Annotated in this window: 12 protein-coding genes; 6 read left to right on the top strand and 6 right to left on the bottom strand. The window is 57.7% G+C overall.

The window, feature by feature from the left end; all coding sequences use genetic code 11:
• Positions 1 to 385 precede the first annotated feature (385 nt).
• The 4 genes from PEL01S_RS01620 to PEL01S_RS01605 all read left to right on the top strand — a co-directional run bounded on the left by PEL01S_RS01620 (position 386) and on the right by PEL01S_RS01605 (position 5,743).
• Positions 386 to 1,894 (top strand): TROVE domain-containing protein, encoded by a 1,509-nt coding sequence (locus PEL01S_RS01620; RefSeq protein ID WP_127459015.1) that lies wholly within the window; start codon positions 386 to 388, stop codon positions 1,892 to 1,894.
• Between the two features lie 247 nt (positions 1,895 to 2,141).
• Complete coding sequence (locus PEL01S_RS01615) at positions 2,142 to 2,930, top strand: nucleotidyltransferase domain-containing protein (RefSeq protein ID WP_108531035.1); 789 nt, start codon at positions 2,142 to 2,144, stop codon at positions 2,928 to 2,930.
• 6 nt (positions 2,931 to 2,936) lie between these two features.
• A complete protein-coding gene (locus tag PEL01S_RS01610) occupies positions 2,937 to 4,535 on the top strand; it encodes a limonene hydroxylase (protein ID WP_127459014.1) in 1,599 nt (532 codons plus the stop codon).
• Positions 4,517 to 5,743, top strand: coding sequence for an RtcB family protein (locus PEL01S_RS01605; RefSeq protein WP_127459013.1), 1,227 nt, complete (start codon positions 4,517 to 4,519; stop codon positions 5,741 to 5,743). Before PEL01S_RS01610 ends, PEL01S_RS01605 begins: the two co-directional genes overlap by 19 nt.
• A gap of 160 nt (positions 5,744 to 5,903) precedes the next feature.
• On the opposite strand, the gene PEL01S_RS01600 is transcribed toward PEL01S_RS01605, so the two are convergent.
• On the bottom strand, positions 5,904 to 6,761 hold the full coding sequence (locus tag PEL01S_RS01600; protein WP_127459012.1) for an amidohydrolase family protein: 858 nt from the start codon (positions 6,759 to 6,761) through the stop codon (positions 5,904 to 5,906).
• Positions 6,762 to 6,767: 6 nt separating this feature from the next.
• On the bottom strand, positions 6,768 to 9,905 hold the full coding sequence (locus PEL01S_RS01595; RefSeq protein ID WP_163768608.1) for a GNAT family N-acetyltransferase: 3,138 nt from the start codon (positions 9,903 to 9,905) through the stop codon (positions 6,768 to 6,770).
• Positions 9,906 to 10,083: 178 nt separating this feature from the next.
• Between PEL01S_RS01595 and PEL01S_RS01590 the strand changes: the two genes are divergently transcribed.
• Positions 10,084 to 10,575: a DUF6884 domain-containing protein gene (locus tag PEL01S_RS01590; protein ID WP_127459010.1), complete on the top strand. Its 492-nt coding sequence runs from the start codon at positions 10,084 to 10,086 to the stop codon at positions 10,573 to 10,575.
• A 48-nt stretch (positions 10,576 to 10,623) separates the two neighbouring features.
• Here PEL01S_RS01590 and PEL01S_RS01585 read toward each other — a convergent pair whose 3' ends face one another.
• From PEL01S_RS01585 to PEL01S_RS01570, 4 genes are all read right to left on the bottom strand, one after another.
• The gene (locus tag PEL01S_RS01585; RefSeq protein WP_063186561.1) at positions 10,624 to 11,235 is read right to left on the bottom strand and encodes a TetR/AcrR family transcriptional regulator; all 612 of its coding nucleotides are present in this window, start codon (positions 11,233 to 11,235) and stop codon (positions 10,624 to 10,626) included.
• Between the two features lie 4 nt (positions 11,236 to 11,239).
• Positions 11,240 to 11,992, bottom strand: coding sequence for an alpha/beta fold hydrolase (locus tag PEL01S_RS01580; RefSeq protein WP_063186559.1), 753 nt, complete (start codon positions 11,990 to 11,992; stop codon positions 11,240 to 11,242).
• A gap of 202 nt (positions 11,993 to 12,194) precedes the next feature.
• Complete coding sequence (locus tag PEL01S_RS01575; protein ID WP_127459009.1) at positions 12,195 to 12,959, bottom strand: ANT(4')-I family aminoglycoside nucleotidyltransferase; 765 nt, start codon at positions 12,957 to 12,959, stop codon at positions 12,195 to 12,197.
• Positions 12,960 to 13,149: 190 nt separating this feature from the next.
• Positions 13,150 to 13,683, bottom strand: coding sequence for a hypothetical protein (locus PEL01S_RS01570; protein ID WP_063186557.1), 534 nt, complete (start codon positions 13,681 to 13,683; stop codon positions 13,150 to 13,152).
• Positions 13,684 to 13,786: 103 nt separating this feature from the next.
• Between PEL01S_RS01570 and PEL01S_RS01565 the strand changes: the two genes are divergently transcribed.
• The gene (locus PEL01S_RS01565; RefSeq protein ID WP_010497277.1) at positions 13,787 to 14,380 is read left to right on the top strand and encodes a TetR/AcrR family transcriptional regulator; all 594 of its coding nucleotides are present in this window, start codon (positions 13,787 to 13,789) and stop codon (positions 14,378 to 14,380) included.
• Positions 14,381 to 14,420 lie beyond the last annotated feature (40 nt).

Below are 14,420 nucleotides of genomic sequence, written 5' to 3'. Positions count from 1 at the left end.
AGATGGTAGAGCGGTTATGTACCTTTCCGCCCACTTCCTCGGGGATCTTCACCATATGAATACCGAAGCGAGGCGCTTGAAAGGGCTCCTTCGACTTTTATGGGAAAAGAATTGACGGCGGAAGCCGGGCGTCGGAGACGCCATGCGCCTTTTCGTTTTTCCCTCGCTTCGTTCTTAACAAGTTAATAGTACGGCGAGGCGCCGGGGAGGGTTCCTTCGCATACAAGCGGCCAAAAGATTATTGGGCAACACGGCAGGTTCGAGTCCTGCACCGACCTTCCTCACTTTTCCTCGCCGGAGTTTAGATGAAGCCGTTTTTGCTGCGGCAAAAACTAAGAATATGCTTACGAAGTGGTTTTGCTACGCAAAAAGGAGGTCCCCAACCATGAGTTTCGCAAAAAAAATGTTTGGCGCGATGCTGCCAACGACACATAACAAAGACGGATTCCCCGCTTATGCGCGCTCGGCCGAAGAGCAGTACGTGCAGACGCTGTTGACCAATACGCTCGGAAACACATTTTACGCCGATCAAAACGAGCTCCTGAAGGATGCGCTGGAGCTGCATCACGAAATGGCCCAGCAGAACCCGCAATTTATGGCCAAAGCGCTGGTGTTCGCCCGCAACGAGGGATTCATGAGGCTGCAGCCGCTGTTCGGACTCGCCATACTGTCGTCTTACCGGCCCGATTTGTTCGCCAATGTGTTTGACCAAGTGGTCCGGATTCCTTCCGATTTGTCCGACTTCCTGACGATCCTGCGGGGACTTGGCCGCGGACAGGGCGGTCGGGCCGTGAAACGGCAGGTCGCCCGCTTCCTATCCAGGGTGTCCGAATATTGGGCGCTGAAGTACAACGGCCGGGGACGCGGGTTCAGCTTGGGCGACGCGATCGCGACGGCGCATCCGAAGCCGGCCGATCTCAAGCAGCAGGCGCTGTTCCGTTATCTGCGCGGGCAGGAGACAAATCTCGCGATGCTCCCGCAGGTGGAGGCGCTGGAGCAATTGAAGCGGGCGAGAAGCGAAGCCGAGCAGCTTGCCTGCATCGAACGCGGGAAGCTGCCGTACGAAACGGTGACGGGCGCGATCAAGCCGTCCAAGGCGGTCTGGGAGGCGCTGCTGCGCCAGATGCCTACGTTCGCGCTGCTGCGCCATTTGAACGCGCTGGATCGCGCAGGCGTGTTCGAGAAGAAAGCGAACCTGGCGTTCGCGGTGGAGCGTCTGACGAATGCCGAGGCGCTGCGCAAAGCGAAGATTTTGCCGTTCCGGTTCGCCAAGGCGTTCCGGGAGGTAGAGCGTCCGGAGCTGCGCGACGCGCTTCGGGCGGCGGTGGAGCTGACGTTCGCGAACTTGCCGGAGATCGGCGAGAACACGGCGATTTTCCTCGATATTTCCGGCTCCATGCAAGGGGAATATTTGCAGATCGGGTCCGTATTCGCCTTGGCGCTGTACAAGAAGACGCAAGGGAACTCGTTGTTCTGGCTGTTCGACACAGAGGTGACGGACGCCAAGCCGTCGCGTCACGACAGCATTTTGACGCAGGCGGACCGCATCCGTTCCCGCGGCGGAACCGATACCGGCGCGCCTGTGCGCAAGCTGTTTTATGAAAACAAGCGGGTTGATCAGATCATCATCATTACGGATGAGCAGCAGAACAGCGGCAGCCCGTTTTACGCCGAGCTGGCGAAATACCGCGCCAAGGTGAACCCGCACGTCAAGGCGTTCATCGTCGACATTGCGCCGTACCGCTATGCGATGGCGCCTCCGGCCGACCGGAATACGTTCTACATTTACGGCTGGAGCGACACGGTGCTGTCCTATATTGCGCAAGCGGCACAGGGCTACTCGGGCATGACCGGGAAAATCGACGCCATAGAGCTTGGCGATACCGAAAAGTAACGATCCATTTTCTGCAAAAAGAGGGCCGATGAAGATGGCAGGGATTACGACGACGAAGTTCATCCTGAAGTACAAACGCAGACTTCCAAATCATGGAAACTTTGACTTCCGCATCTCATCGGTCCTATTCGGATGACATTTTACGCGCACACCGTAAAACCATCTATAAACAACATCGGGCCATGGACCATTGAGGTCGATGGCTTTTTCCGTTACCACCATCTCGATCCGAAGGGGGAGAACCGCGATGACCGACTTTCGTCAACCTATATTAGAAGAACTCTGCCACATTGAGCGGCAGGAGCAGGTGCGCATCCTGTACGCCTGCGAATCGGGCAGCCGGGCATGGGGGTTCCCGTCGCAGGACAGCGACTACGATGTCCGTTTCCTGTACGTCCGGCCTGTCGAGTGGTATTTATCGATATTTGATCAACGGGACGTAATCGAGCGGCCGATCAGCGACAAGCTCGATATCAACGGCTGGGATTTGAAGAAGGCGCTGAACTTATTCCGCAAATCGAACCCGCCGCTGCTGGAGTGGCTGCAATCGCCGATCCCGTACTACGAGAAATACTCCGCGGCGGAGCGCATCCGCAGCATCTCGCCGCTGACCTTTTCACCGAAATCGTGTATGTATCACTATCTCAATATGGCAAAGGGGAATTACCGGGATTACTTGCAGGGGGAGCAGGTCAAGATCAAAAAATATTTTTACGTGCTTCGTCCGGTGCTGGCCTGCGAATGGATCGAGCGGTTTAACGCGATGCCGCCGATGGAATTCGACGTGCTGGTGGACCGCTTGGTGCCGGAGGGCAGCGAGCTGAAAAAAGTAATCCGGGAGCTGGTTGAACGCAAAATGGCGGGGGATGAAATGGACTACGAGCCAAGAATCAACCCCATCAACGATTTTTTGGAACAAAAAATGAATCATTTCGAACGCACGGCCGTTCATTTGAAAAGCGCCGAAGGCGGACAGGCTCACGAGCTTGACGGGCTGTTCCGCGCCGTGCTTGGCGAAGTGTGGGAGAACAGGTGATGAACGATGATAAACCGATTCAATCAAAATACGCTTTATCCATGGGCCGGCAAGCCTCCCATCTATGAATACATCGTGTCCGCGCTGGATGACCGGGGCCGGTTCAATGACGCCGGGCTGCCGGATGACGAAGAGTATTGGGCCGGGCATTCCGTGCGCTGGGTCGCGGGGGGCATGGACGGGACGTTCAGCCATCATGCCGGCGGGCAGGCGGATGCGGCGAAGGTGCAAGCGCTGGTGCAGCTTCTCGTCAAGCAGAGCCGGAATCCGGGCAGCAAAACAAGACGCGCCACATACCTCAAGCTGATGCAAGAGGATGTGTTGAGTATCATTGACCCGCTGCTGGAGTCGCTGCGGGAGCACCCCGGCGTCGTGATATCGAATCTGTACCAGGAAGCGGAGTGGTTTGCGAGATCCGGGGCGCACCGCAATGTCGTCAAGCTGGGGATTGTGCTGCTGGGCCAGTTCGAAACCGAGAGACACCGGGAGCTGGTCGTTACGCTGGGTAAGCATGACGAATTTACGCTTTATTCGGCGGTTGCGATTCGGGGCAGTCAGGACAACGCCAACGAGACGCTGTTCGAATTGGCCAAGGCTGTAGACGGCTGGGGAAAAATCCAACTGGTCGAGCGTCTGGAGCCGCAAACGCAGGAAATCCGGGATTGGCTGCTTCGCCACGGCTGCCGTAACAGCGTCATGAACGAATATTTGGCCTGTTATTGCGCGCGTAATGGCGGGCTGGCTGCAGCGCTGTCGCAAGCTTCTGTGGATCTGGAGCTGTATGACGGGGCGGGGGTCATCCTTTCGGCACTTCTATCCGGTGGACCTGCGGAAGATATCGACGACTATGAGGACGCAGCATCGGCGGTAAGCGATTTTCTAAGGCATTCGCAGACAATGTGCGTGACCGCAGCGCAGCTGTCGGTTGTGACGGATATTTATGATTTTCTAAACGAAGACGGTCAGCGTTGGGAGCAGCGGTATGACAGGGGCTGGTCCGATGACCGGCGCGAAGCCTGTAAGCGGCTGTGTGAGAACGTCATCCGCGACGAAGGATGGCCGGGCAAAATATGGGAAGACATCCGGTCGCAGGACAGCGCGGTACGGCAGCATGCGATCCATGCGGCCAAACGGCTCCGGCTGGACATCTGGGAGGAGCTGTTCGGGCAGCTACAGGCGCATCCGCTGGATAGCCACCTGTATTATGAGCTCGTGCACACGGACGAACCGGAGCGGATGGACCGCTTGGTCCGCTATGCGGAAGCGAATCTTCCATTGAAGGAGATTGCCAGCGGTCCGAAGGACGAAATTGGCTACGGGGAGCAGTATGGGCCGCATCAATGCCTGCAAAGCCTACTGCAGGCATTGGACGTGTTCGAGGGGCTCGGGACGAAGCTGATTGCCGCCGGCTTGCGGAGCCCGGCAACGATGAACCGCAACATGGCGTTGAAATGTTTGGAGGCATGGCCTCTTCCGGTCTGGGGAGAGGAAGCGGCGGCCGCCTTGCAGGAACTAACGGTCTTCGAGCCGAATGAACAAGTAAGGGAACGCATTGCGAAGCTTTTGCAGGAAAAGGAGCTGACGGCATGGCTTATCAAATTATAGACGGCGTCCGCGTCTGGGGGAACCCGGAGGCAGGCGCCTTGGCGCAAGCGAAAACGTGTGCGGAGCACGGAAATGTCGTGCAGGCGCTGCTGATGGCGGACCACCACAAGGGCTACAGCCAGCCGATCGGCGGGGTGATCGTCTACGAGGGACAAATTTCGCCGTCCGGCGTCGGGTACGATATCGGATGCGGGAACAAAGCGGTGCGAACGAACCTGCTGGCTGCAGATATCCGGCCATGGCTAGGGCACATTATGGATGAGATCGCACGGAACGTTTCGTTCGGCATCGGGCGTGTAAACAGCGAGAAGGTGGATCACGAGCTGTTCGACGATCCGGACTGGTCGGTGTATGCCGCCATCGGGCGTCAAGAGCACGATAAGCTGAAGAAGCTCGCCCGCGATCAGTTGGGGACCGTAGGCAGCGGGAATCATTTCGTCGATTTGTTCGAAGAAGCAGGGACGGGGAGGCTGTGGATCGGCAACCACTTCGGCAGCCGCGGGTTCGGCCACAAGACGGCCAGCGGCTTTATCAACCTTGCGGCGGGCAGGGAGTTTTTGGCGAACGCTCCGGGGGAAAAGATGGACCAGCCGCCGGTGCTGCTCGATCTGGACAGCGAGCTTGGCGATATGTATTACCGCGCCATGAAGCTGGCTGGGCGGTACGCGTACGCCGGAAGAGATGCCGTCATTCGTCAGGTGCTAGCGATTTTGGGAGCGGATGCGGAATTCGAGGTGCATAACCACCACAATTATGCGTGGAAAGAGACCCACGACGGCCGCGAAACGGTTGTCGTGCGCAAAGGGGCGACGCCGTCGGCTCCCGGCCAGCTCGGGTTCATCGGCGGCAGCATGGGCGACATCTCGGTCATTGTCCGGGGAAAGGATACGGAGGAGAACCGGGCGGCCTTCTACAGCACGGTGCACGGCGCGGGAAGAATTATGAGCCGCACGCAAGCGGCCGGCAAAATGAACTGGAAGACGCGCACCCGCTCGGGCGGCCTCATCTCGGAGACGCAGATGCACGAGGCCGTGCGGAGTTTCGGCGTCGAGCTTCGCGGAGCCGGGACGGACGAGAGCCCGTTCGTGTACCGGAAGCTTCAGGAGGTGCTGGACGCCCATGCGGAGACGATCGAGGTGCTGCATGTGCTGAAGCCGATCGGCGTATGCATGGCCGGAGCAGACGAATTCGATCCGTATAAGGATTAAGCCTCTTTTAATCAAATTTTGAACTTCTTTTAAGGTGTGCTTAAGCTTCGGGCTGCATACTAAAGAAGATCCCGTTACTTAACATATATCTTTGGTCCCCGCCGTCGCTGCCATCGACGAGGCGGGGATTTTTTTTGCGTTTTCGGCGTCGGATTTGCAGTTACTCCACAAGCGGAGCGATTTTCGGAAACACCTGCAGGGCCGTTTTGTAAAAGACGTGCTCATGATACGCCTCCGGAATCAACTCCTGCACGAATTGCAGGTAAGGCTGCACGGGGGCGAGCGGCCAGTCCGTGCCGAACAGCATCTTTTCGTAATGGTCGCAATACGTCACCGCGTGGCGCAGATGGGCGAAGAAGAGCGGGGAATCCTTGAGCCGCGCGCATTCCGCGGCATCGCCAACCATCAGGCCGGACAAATCGGCGAATACGTTGCGGTTCTTGTAGACGATCTCGGCTCCGTCCAGCACCCACGGGTCGCCGAAGTGGGCGATCATGAAGTTGACGTCGCGGTGGGCGACGGCAACCTCGTCCACCGTCAGCGGGTGGGAATATTTCAGCAGGCCGCGCTCCGAGTACGTATCGCCCGTATGGTAGACGACCGGGACCTTGTACTGCTTCGCCAGCTCGTAGACCGGCTGGTAAACGTCATCATAGGCATAGTACGGATAGTAGCCGAGGTAAATTTTGATCCCGACCGCTTCCGGCCGCTGCAGCGCTCGCTCCAGCTCATCCAGTCCGGCGTTGCCCAGCTTGAACGGGTTAACGCCGGGGCAGTACACGATCTGCCCCGGATACGACTCCACCATGTCGAGTCCCATCGGCGTGGGGGCTTCCCGGTCGGGGAAGCCTCCGGCGGCGGTCTCCGTCACTCCCATGCCGATCCCCAGCACGACGCCGTTCTCGGCGTATTCGCGCAGCAGCCCGTCAACAGAGTAATCGACATGCGAGCGGTTTTCGGCCGTTTCCTTGAACGAAGCAATATGAGACAAGTGCATGTGCGCATCAATGATTTTCATTCCGTATTACTCTCCTTCCGTGTCACTGGTTTCAAGTATAAGAGGGAAGGCGAGTCTGCGTAAAGCCTCCAAGCTGTCCGCGGGCAGCGGGGCGTCCGGGAAGACGAGGAACACCGGAGCCGAGCGGTTCACGCTTCCGTGAGGGAGGCGGACTCTCTGCGTGAAGGATAGGCAGCTGATCTCCTTGTTCGTATAAACCGAAGGGCGGTTGGCTGCCTCGTCCGTCACGAGGTGCATGACTCCGGGTTGGCTATCCAGTCCGAACACGTAATCCTTCGTCTCGCGCACGCTGAGCTCCCCTTTTCCGAGGGGATAACGCAGCGCTTTTCCGTTCGGAGCGCAGGTTTGCAGCCACCCATAGCCGTCCGTCTCGTCAGGACGAAGGAACAGCTCGCTGAGCATCGATTTGTCCAGATATGTTCCCGTGTTCTGATGGATATCCGTCATATAAGCGAGCACCGGTACACCGGGGAGCATCAAATAGTAGCTGTCCATGGTCGTCCCTTTGAACGTATCATGGTTCCGGACAGATTGACGGACCCGGATGCCCGCCCACACGTTGCCTTTCTCGTCAGGGAGGCGGACAAAGGAGGCGGAATGCTCTTCTTTGCGCACGGATAACGGCCCCATCTCGTCGAATTGGCCGGTCAAGCCGCCGGTCCAAGGATTCCACCACGACTTCGCCCCGTATTCGGGAAACCCGGAAGCGAGCCATTCCCGGCCCCCGACCGCTAGCGACCGCAGCCCAGGGTAGTAGTCGGCCGCTGCGGAAATGCAAATGATTCCGTTGTCGGCTTCAAGCACCGAATATCCGGCTTCGGTCGATGTCGTACCGCTGACTTCTCCGCTGGAAACCGGGAACAAGGCGGCATGATACGCCTCTTCATGCGCGCCTAGACGCGCTTCCACCCGGACCACGCGGCAGCGGGATGCCGGACGAGGCAGCATGAAGCGGGCTTCCGCCGCCTCTTCGTCAGGCGACAAATGCACCTGCTCCGGCGTTTCGGCCGGATCCATGTAGCGGGCGGAGAGCTCGCCTTCCCATACGGTCTGCTTCGCATCCCGAAGCGTGACCGGCACTTCCTCCGCGTCTGGCTGCACGAACGGATTTCCTTCATTGGCCGTCAGCTCCACATGGCCGATCGGCGGCGGAGTCGTTTCCTGCCCGATGCGCTTCAGGGCAAAATCCCGGAGCGAGGTCCAATCGTCGAACCCGCCCATAGACAAGAAGATCGTATCCGAGGCTTTCGTTTCTCCGGCTTCCAGCCGTCCGAAGGGGGTTTCCAGCTCCAAATACCAATCGCCCATATTCATCCGGTGATTATCGGACCAGCAAATTCCGTTTGCGCTTCTGGCGCCGCGGGCGAAGAGCCAAGGCTCGCTAATTTTGGAGCCGTCCCAGTACTCGAAATCGATGCCGTGGGATTCGGTCGTTTCGACGATTTGACCGTCATAAGGCAGAACGATTCCGTACAAGTCGTGACGAATGCGCTGGGAGACCCACATTTCGCTGACGACGGGGGCGTCCGAGTCGTTTTCCAGATCCTGCCACAGCTTCGCCGTTCCGTCGGCGTACAGGAGCGTGTGAAGATGCAGCAGCAGCTGCGGGAACGCATCCGAGCGGTACGTATGGCGGAAGCCGACCGCTCCCCGTTCTTCTTTTGGCTCCACACGTATCGGCTTCTTTTGGGTAAACTCGGCGGAATACGGCTTGCCTATCGACGGCGGGAGCAGCATGATCCGCTCGTCCTTCCGGTTCCAGGCCCGAAGGAACGTTTCGTTGTGATCTTTATCGTATTCGATCTCATAGCTGCCGTTCACGGCAACCCGGTTGTCCTCCGTCTCTCCGGTAAACATCGCCCCGGGTCCCCCGAAGGCTCCGCCAACGAAACGGGTGAACGTCACCTCCGGCCCGTTGTCCGGAACGGCCCGGATTTGAAGCAGGGCTTGGTAGAAGCCGTGGTCGAGCAGGCGGTACGGAACCGCCAACGAGATCCGCTCCTTCGCGGTCAGGCGCGCTTCGAAAGCCCGTTGCCCGAGCGCAAGCCAAGCTTGTTCCGGCAGCTCGAAGGAGAACGAGACCGTCTCGGGGAAATGGTTTTCCATATCGAGGTACAGGACGTAATCCCCGCCAAGCGCATGCCTTGCATCCGGCACCCGCATCGTCAGGCCGGCCGGAAATTTCGGCACGACGCCGACCTTGAGCAGCGCTTCCAGGCCGTTAATTCGCACCCGCGTCTGCACGGCCGGGCAGGTACGCCATTCGCTCTGCTCTTCCTCGATGGCTCCGACGAAGAAGCGCGCGGCGATCTGTTCTTCGCCGTCCACTTGCAGCTCGCTTTTCCAATCGAAGGTCACATTCCGGTCCGATTCGCCCTGGAGCTCAAGCTTAAGCGGGGCGCCCGATTTGTTCACGATGCGGTATTCTATAGTATACTCGCTTCCGAACACCGGCTCGGCCTGTTCGGCGGCGGCGGACAGCAAGTAGTCCTTCGTTTCGATGAGGCAGATGCCGCGGCCTCTGCGCTCGATATCGACGCGAAGCGATTGACCGTTCTTGGACCACGCGTAAGTGTATGTATCGAAGCCGTTCGCTTTATGGCCGTCCGGTTTCACTTCGATCGTCCGCTTCAAATCGGCGTACCAATCGATATCTTGAAGATAGGGGGCAAGCGCTTCGCAAGCCGCCACCTGGGGGATAAAGTTCATGAAGTGCGTCGCGTCCTCGCGGTCTTCCCAGAAAAAGCCGCATTTCTTGTACAGCGGCACCGCCTTCATATTGGCTTCCCAAGTGTACAGATCGACACGAGGCCAGCCCAGGCGGATCGTTTCCTCCACCGCCCGCAGCACGAGTATTTTGCCGATTTTGCGGCCATGGTAATCCGGGCGTACGTTCAACAGCTGGATGTACAGCGCGCCGGTATCCTCGCGGTATTCGCCCAAACTGCAGTATCCGACGACTTGACCGTCGCAGACAGCGAGAAAGACGGCCAAAGCATCCGAGTTTTCCTCGTCCTGGCGAATCTGCTCGGCTGTCCGGACGGCCGGTCCGCCGCCCCATTCGTCTTGGCTTCGGTTCCACATCTCGGCTACGCTTTCCGCATAATCAGGGTGGTAATGTACGATGTTCACATGCGTTGTCATTTCGCTTCCACCTCGGCTCAGTAAAATATAGAAGATAATGGATATACGTCCGAGAAGGGGGGAAGGTTGCAGGTTCGGGAAAAAGAAGGGGATGACCGTTCCCGCGGCGAAGCAATAGCGGCAGGCAGCTAAGGAAGCGCAGGTTATTGCGCACAACGACGGAAGGAGCGGGACGAACGTGAACAGACTGTGCATCATTCCTTGCGGAGCCAAAAAAATATGGGATACCGCCGCCGCACCGTCGGGTCCTTGCCCGGCCAAACAGGCGTACATTTCTCCCCTTCACCGAAAATGTCAAGCGTATGCGGACCGTTATTTTGACCATTGGGCGATATTGTCGGCCAAGCACGGTTTTTTGCTTCCGGATGATAAACTTTATGAAAATTACAATGTCGCCTTTGGCAGCGGTCACCCGGAAATCATTTCATTGCACGAGTTGAAACGTCAAGTAAGCGAAAAACGGTTGGACCGCTTTGAAGAAGTTGTCGTGCTTGGCGGCAAAAAGTTTACCGAGATCGTTCCTGAGGTGTTTTCCGAGGAGACACGGATTTATTTTCCGCTGGTCGGGAGCAGGGGAATCGGGGATATGCTGCAAAAGCTGAACCGCACTCTGGAGCGCAACGAACCGTTCGATGGTGTTGTTGGAACAAGGGAAGAAGGCTTGGAATAGGAGGAGCTCCCGCCGTCGTCCTATCGACGGAGCGGAAGCTGCGGGAAGTCAGGAGCCGTCCGGCTGCAAATTCCGATTGCCGCAAAACTCCTCGATCGTTTGCGCCTTCATGTCGTCCAGCGGGAACCCCGAAGGATAGTTAGTATACATCAGCATGATGCCTTGGAGCGTCGAGGAGAAGTGAAGGGACCGTTTCCGGGGATCGGGAGCCCCCAGCTTGCCGAACATTTCGCATTGGGCCTCGAACTGCTCCGCGTAGGCGCCCAGCAGTCGGTTTCCGTGCCTGGCCACGACTTCATCCTGTCTCGGACAGGTGAACAAGTTCAAATAGAAGCGGAATACTTCCGGCTGCTCGCGGACGTTGTCCAGCGCCCCTTCAACGATATGGCGCAGCTGCTCGGCAGGGGTTTCTTTGGCAGCCGCGGCCTGCATCACTTCGAGCACCTCTTCGATACGAAGATCGACCATGGCGGCCAAGAGCTCCTCTTTGCCTTTGAAATAATTGTAGAGCAGGCCCTTTGAAATGTCCGCTCGCTTGGCTACATCGTCGATGGAGGCGGAATGAAATCCTTTCTCGATAAAAAGCTCCGTGGCCGCGTGTAAAATTTTATCTCGGGCGGCGCGGCGAATCCGTTCGTTTTCCTCTGGCGTTCGGGGCATGTCGTTACTCCTCCAGAAACTGCAAAATCGTATGGGAGACCTCGTCGGGATGGGTGAGCATAAGCATATGATCCGCGCCGTCGATCCACACGAGGCGGGCATTCGGAAGCTGCCCGAATTGCTCGGCGAGCGGGAACAGGTCTGGGCGGTCGAGTGTGCCGATCATGAACAAAGTCGGCGCCGCAAGCCGGTCCAGCCTTTCGATGGCGGGAGGCTGGGGCCATACCGATTCGCCGCTTTTCCAATCGAACCATCGCTTGATATTGTGTCGAATCATCTCGGTCATAAGCTCTAGATGCGGACTTGCTTTGACGACGTCATAGGACGGAAAATCAAGCGAAAACTCGGTCATTTTTTCCACATCCGGCACCGCGGCGAGAACGCGCTGGAACCGCTCCTCAATGTCCGGCGCATTCCGGAAGCCCGTAACGGAGCAGGCGATAAGCCCGAGCTTGGATACCCGCTCGGGGTACGTCAGGTCGAAGTCGACGGCAATCTGGCCGCCCATGGAATGGCCGACGAGTATGGCCTTTTCCAGGCCGAAGTGGTCAAGAACCATTTTTACATCCTCAACGTAATTGGCGGGCTCGACAGGCGCCGGCGATTGTCCGGCTCCCCGACCGTCGAATGCAATGACCCGATAGTTCGCCGCAAGCCTCGGAATGACGAATCGCCAGGTGCGCATATCTGTCCCGCCCCCGTGTAGCAGGACGATCGTCTCGTCGCCCGCACCATGAATTTCGTAGTGAAGATCCATCGTGATTCCTCCTTAGACGTATTTTCCGCAACAGCGGATAAAATGATGACCGGACCGTGACGCTTAACCGAACCGAAGGGAAAAGATGCCATGGTCCTTGCAGCTTTAGTATAATTTATGACTGAACGTACAGTCAATATAAAAATCTCCGCAGGCATAGAAAAGGCCCGCAGCGGATGCGGGCCTTTAAGCCGTATTGCTTTTAAAATGGAATTTGTTCCGTGATAAACGCATAGTCGTGTTCTTCCGCCCACGCTTGCAGGCCGCTCCAGAAAGCCTCGCATGCCAGAAAGACGCGGTCCGGGTCGGACAGCTCGCCGGACAGTACGAGCTGTGCCAGCGCATCGAAGCCGTCAGGCCGGTTGGGCAGGGTCATTGCTTCGGGAATGACCTTGGCTCCCGTTGAGTAGGTCGTCCGATGATGCAGCCCGATGAGCATCGCGCCGTAATGCGCGGTTTCCATAGCCAGATAAGGCAGGTAAGTCCGCGGGCCCTGGGCGTTCGCATTACGCCATTTACCGGCGAATTCGAACATTTCGCCGACCAGAATGCTTCGGATATTTTCCCGGAAATCGGCTTCGTCCGGTGATAGGACTGCTGCTTTCAGGTCATCGAAAAAGCCGTCCGGGTCGTACAGCGGCAGAGCCGTAAGGAAGGCGCCGTGGGACAGAGGCCATGTATCCTCGACGGTCCGGGCGTACTGCAGCAGCACTTCCTCGCTGTACACGTTCACCTCGGCTTTCCAGGCCCCAGACGCCCATTCGTGGCTGAAGTCGACCGGCTCGTCTCCCGAGCGGAGTACGCAAAGCATCTCGGTGTCCGAGAACGGCCCGTCCGTGCCGCGCGCCATGGAGCCGTAGAGGCCGAGCGCTTTAATGCTGTCGCCGTAAACCTGCTTAAGCCGGTCGGCAATTTCACGGGCAATGGCCCGTCTTTCTTCTTTGGTTACCGCCTGTGGTCCGTTCATTCGTTTGCACGCTCCTTGGTAAAATATGGGATTGGTTTCACGCATGGCTTCGAACGAACGGAGGCGGCGGTCCCCGGGGTTAACGGGGGATTTTTAGGCGAGGCATGAGCATCGATCTCCTTTTGGCAAAAAATGTACGATTGTCTTACTCTTACGTGCGAGAAGAGCATAAGGTTTCAGCTAAATCCGGCTATGCTTTTTTGGGCCAGAAGGTATAGCTGAAGCTCCATATAAAGTCGATCCCCAGTATGATCGCCCAGCGCGAGATCATGCCCCACAACTCTGCCGTCCGGCTTTCGTCGTCGACGAACCAGATCATGCCGAGCAGAGTCACGCTGCCGATCATCCAGGCCAGCAGGTGAAGAAACCACGACTGCCGCTCGCGACGGGCATGGGCGGGGCCGTGCTTCGGCTTAGGTTCGGGCGCCGGGGCCCCTGCGAACCGATGTGCGAACCGTGTGTCGGCCCACCGGATCATCCGGTGTCCGAAGGCGACGGATACGCCGATATAGACGGCGGCGAGGCTGTGTACGAAGCTCGCGGTCGCCCCGTTGCGCAAATCAATGACGGTCGCGATAATCAGGACCAGATCGACCACCGGCGTGGCGACCAGCAAAAGAGCTCCGATTCGTTTCATGCCCAAAATATAGCGGAAGACAAGTCCGGCGACGACGAACACCCAGAAGCCAATTTCACAACCGATAATAAATGCAGCTATCGTCATACAATCAGTCCTTTCTTTTCTTTTTTTGATACACTTGTATTACTAAGCAGGGTTTATTTTAGCATTGTTGTATTAAAAAAAACAACCGTGCTATAATCGGGACATGCCTAAAATCGTAAATCATGAAGAACGACGGGAGCAGTTGGCGGAAGCGGTGTGGCGGATTATTCGCCGGGAAGGGCTGGAAGGGGTCAGCGTGCGCAGTGTCGCCAGGGAAGCCGGCATGTCTCTTGGCTCGCTGCGTCATTACTTCGATTCGCAACCGGCTTTATTGGCTTTCTCCATGCGGCTTGTCGCCGAACGAATAAAAAAACGTATACAGTCGCTGCCGCAGGACGGCGATCCCCGGAGAAATATCGAAACGCTTATCGGTCAAATCGTGCCGCTGGACGAAGACCGCTTGGCGGAAAGTCAAATCTGGGTGGCCTTTTCGACTTTTGCTCTGACCGAGCCGGACTTGAGGCCGCTGAGCCGGGAAATTCACGATTCGCTGCGGGACGTGTTCCGCAACGTCTTCGAATTCCTCGTCGAGTCGCAGCTGCTGAAGCCGGGGCTTGACACGGAGCTGGAAGCGAAACGGTTCCACGCGTTGGTGGACGGACTGCTCGTACACGGCGTCATCGCGCCCGAGGTTATCCGTGCGGATGAAATTGCGGGGATCATTTCGCGGCATCTGGACAGCTTGCTTGTGCCGTAACGCTGTCGCTGGCAGAAAGAATAAAGAGCCTGTCTCGGAC

It is taken from the genome of Paenibacillus elgii NBRC 100335, assembly GCF_004000865.1.
Classification (GTDB): Bacteria; Bacillota; Bacilli; order Paenibacillales; family NBRC-103111; genus Paenibacillus_G; species Paenibacillus_G elgii.
This window is presented reverse-complemented; position numbering and strand designations above follow the sequence as displayed.

Bases quoted from the DNA above. Each gene is read 5' to 3' on its own strand.
- PEL01S_RS01580 (WP_063186559.1), bottom strand. From the start codon at position 11,992: ATGGATCTTCACTACGAAATTCATGGTGCGGGCGACGAGACGATCGTC.
- PEL01S_RS01620 (WP_127459015.1), top strand. From the start codon at position 386: ATGAGTTTCGCAAAAAAAATGTTTGGCGCGATGCTGCCAACGACACAT.
- PEL01S_RS01565 (WP_010497277.1), top strand. From the start codon at position 13,787: ATGCCTAAAATCGTAAATCATGAAGAACGACGGGAGCAGTTGGCGGAA.
- PEL01S_RS01600 (WP_127459012.1), bottom strand. From the start codon at position 6,761: ATGAAAATCATTGATGCGCACATGCACTTGTCTCATATTGCTTCGTTC.
- PEL01S_RS01605 (WP_127459013.1), top strand. From the start codon at position 4,517: ATGGCTTATCAAATTATAGACGGCGTCCGCGTCTGGGGGAACCCGGAG.
- PEL01S_RS01595 (WP_163768608.1), bottom strand. From the start codon at position 9,905: ATGACAACGCATGTGAACATCGTACATTACCACCCTGATTATGCGGAA.
- PEL01S_RS01570 (WP_063186557.1), bottom strand. From the start codon at position 13,683: ATGACGATAGCTGCATTTATTATCGGTTGTGAAATTGGCTTCTGGGTG.
- PEL01S_RS01585 (WP_063186561.1), bottom strand. From the start codon at position 11,235: ATGCCCCGAACGCCAGAGGAAAACGAACGGATTCGCCGCGCCGCCCGA.
- PEL01S_RS01615 (WP_108531035.1), top strand. From the start codon at position 2,142: ATGACCGACTTTCGTCAACCTATATTAGAAGAACTCTGCCACATTGAG.
- PEL01S_RS01575 (WP_127459009.1), bottom strand. From the start codon at position 12,959: ATGAACGGACCACAGGCGGTAACCAAAGAAGAAAGACGGGCCATTGCC.
- PEL01S_RS01610 (WP_127459014.1), top strand. From the start codon at position 2,937: ATGATAAACCGATTCAATCAAAATACGCTTTATCCATGGGCCGGCAAG.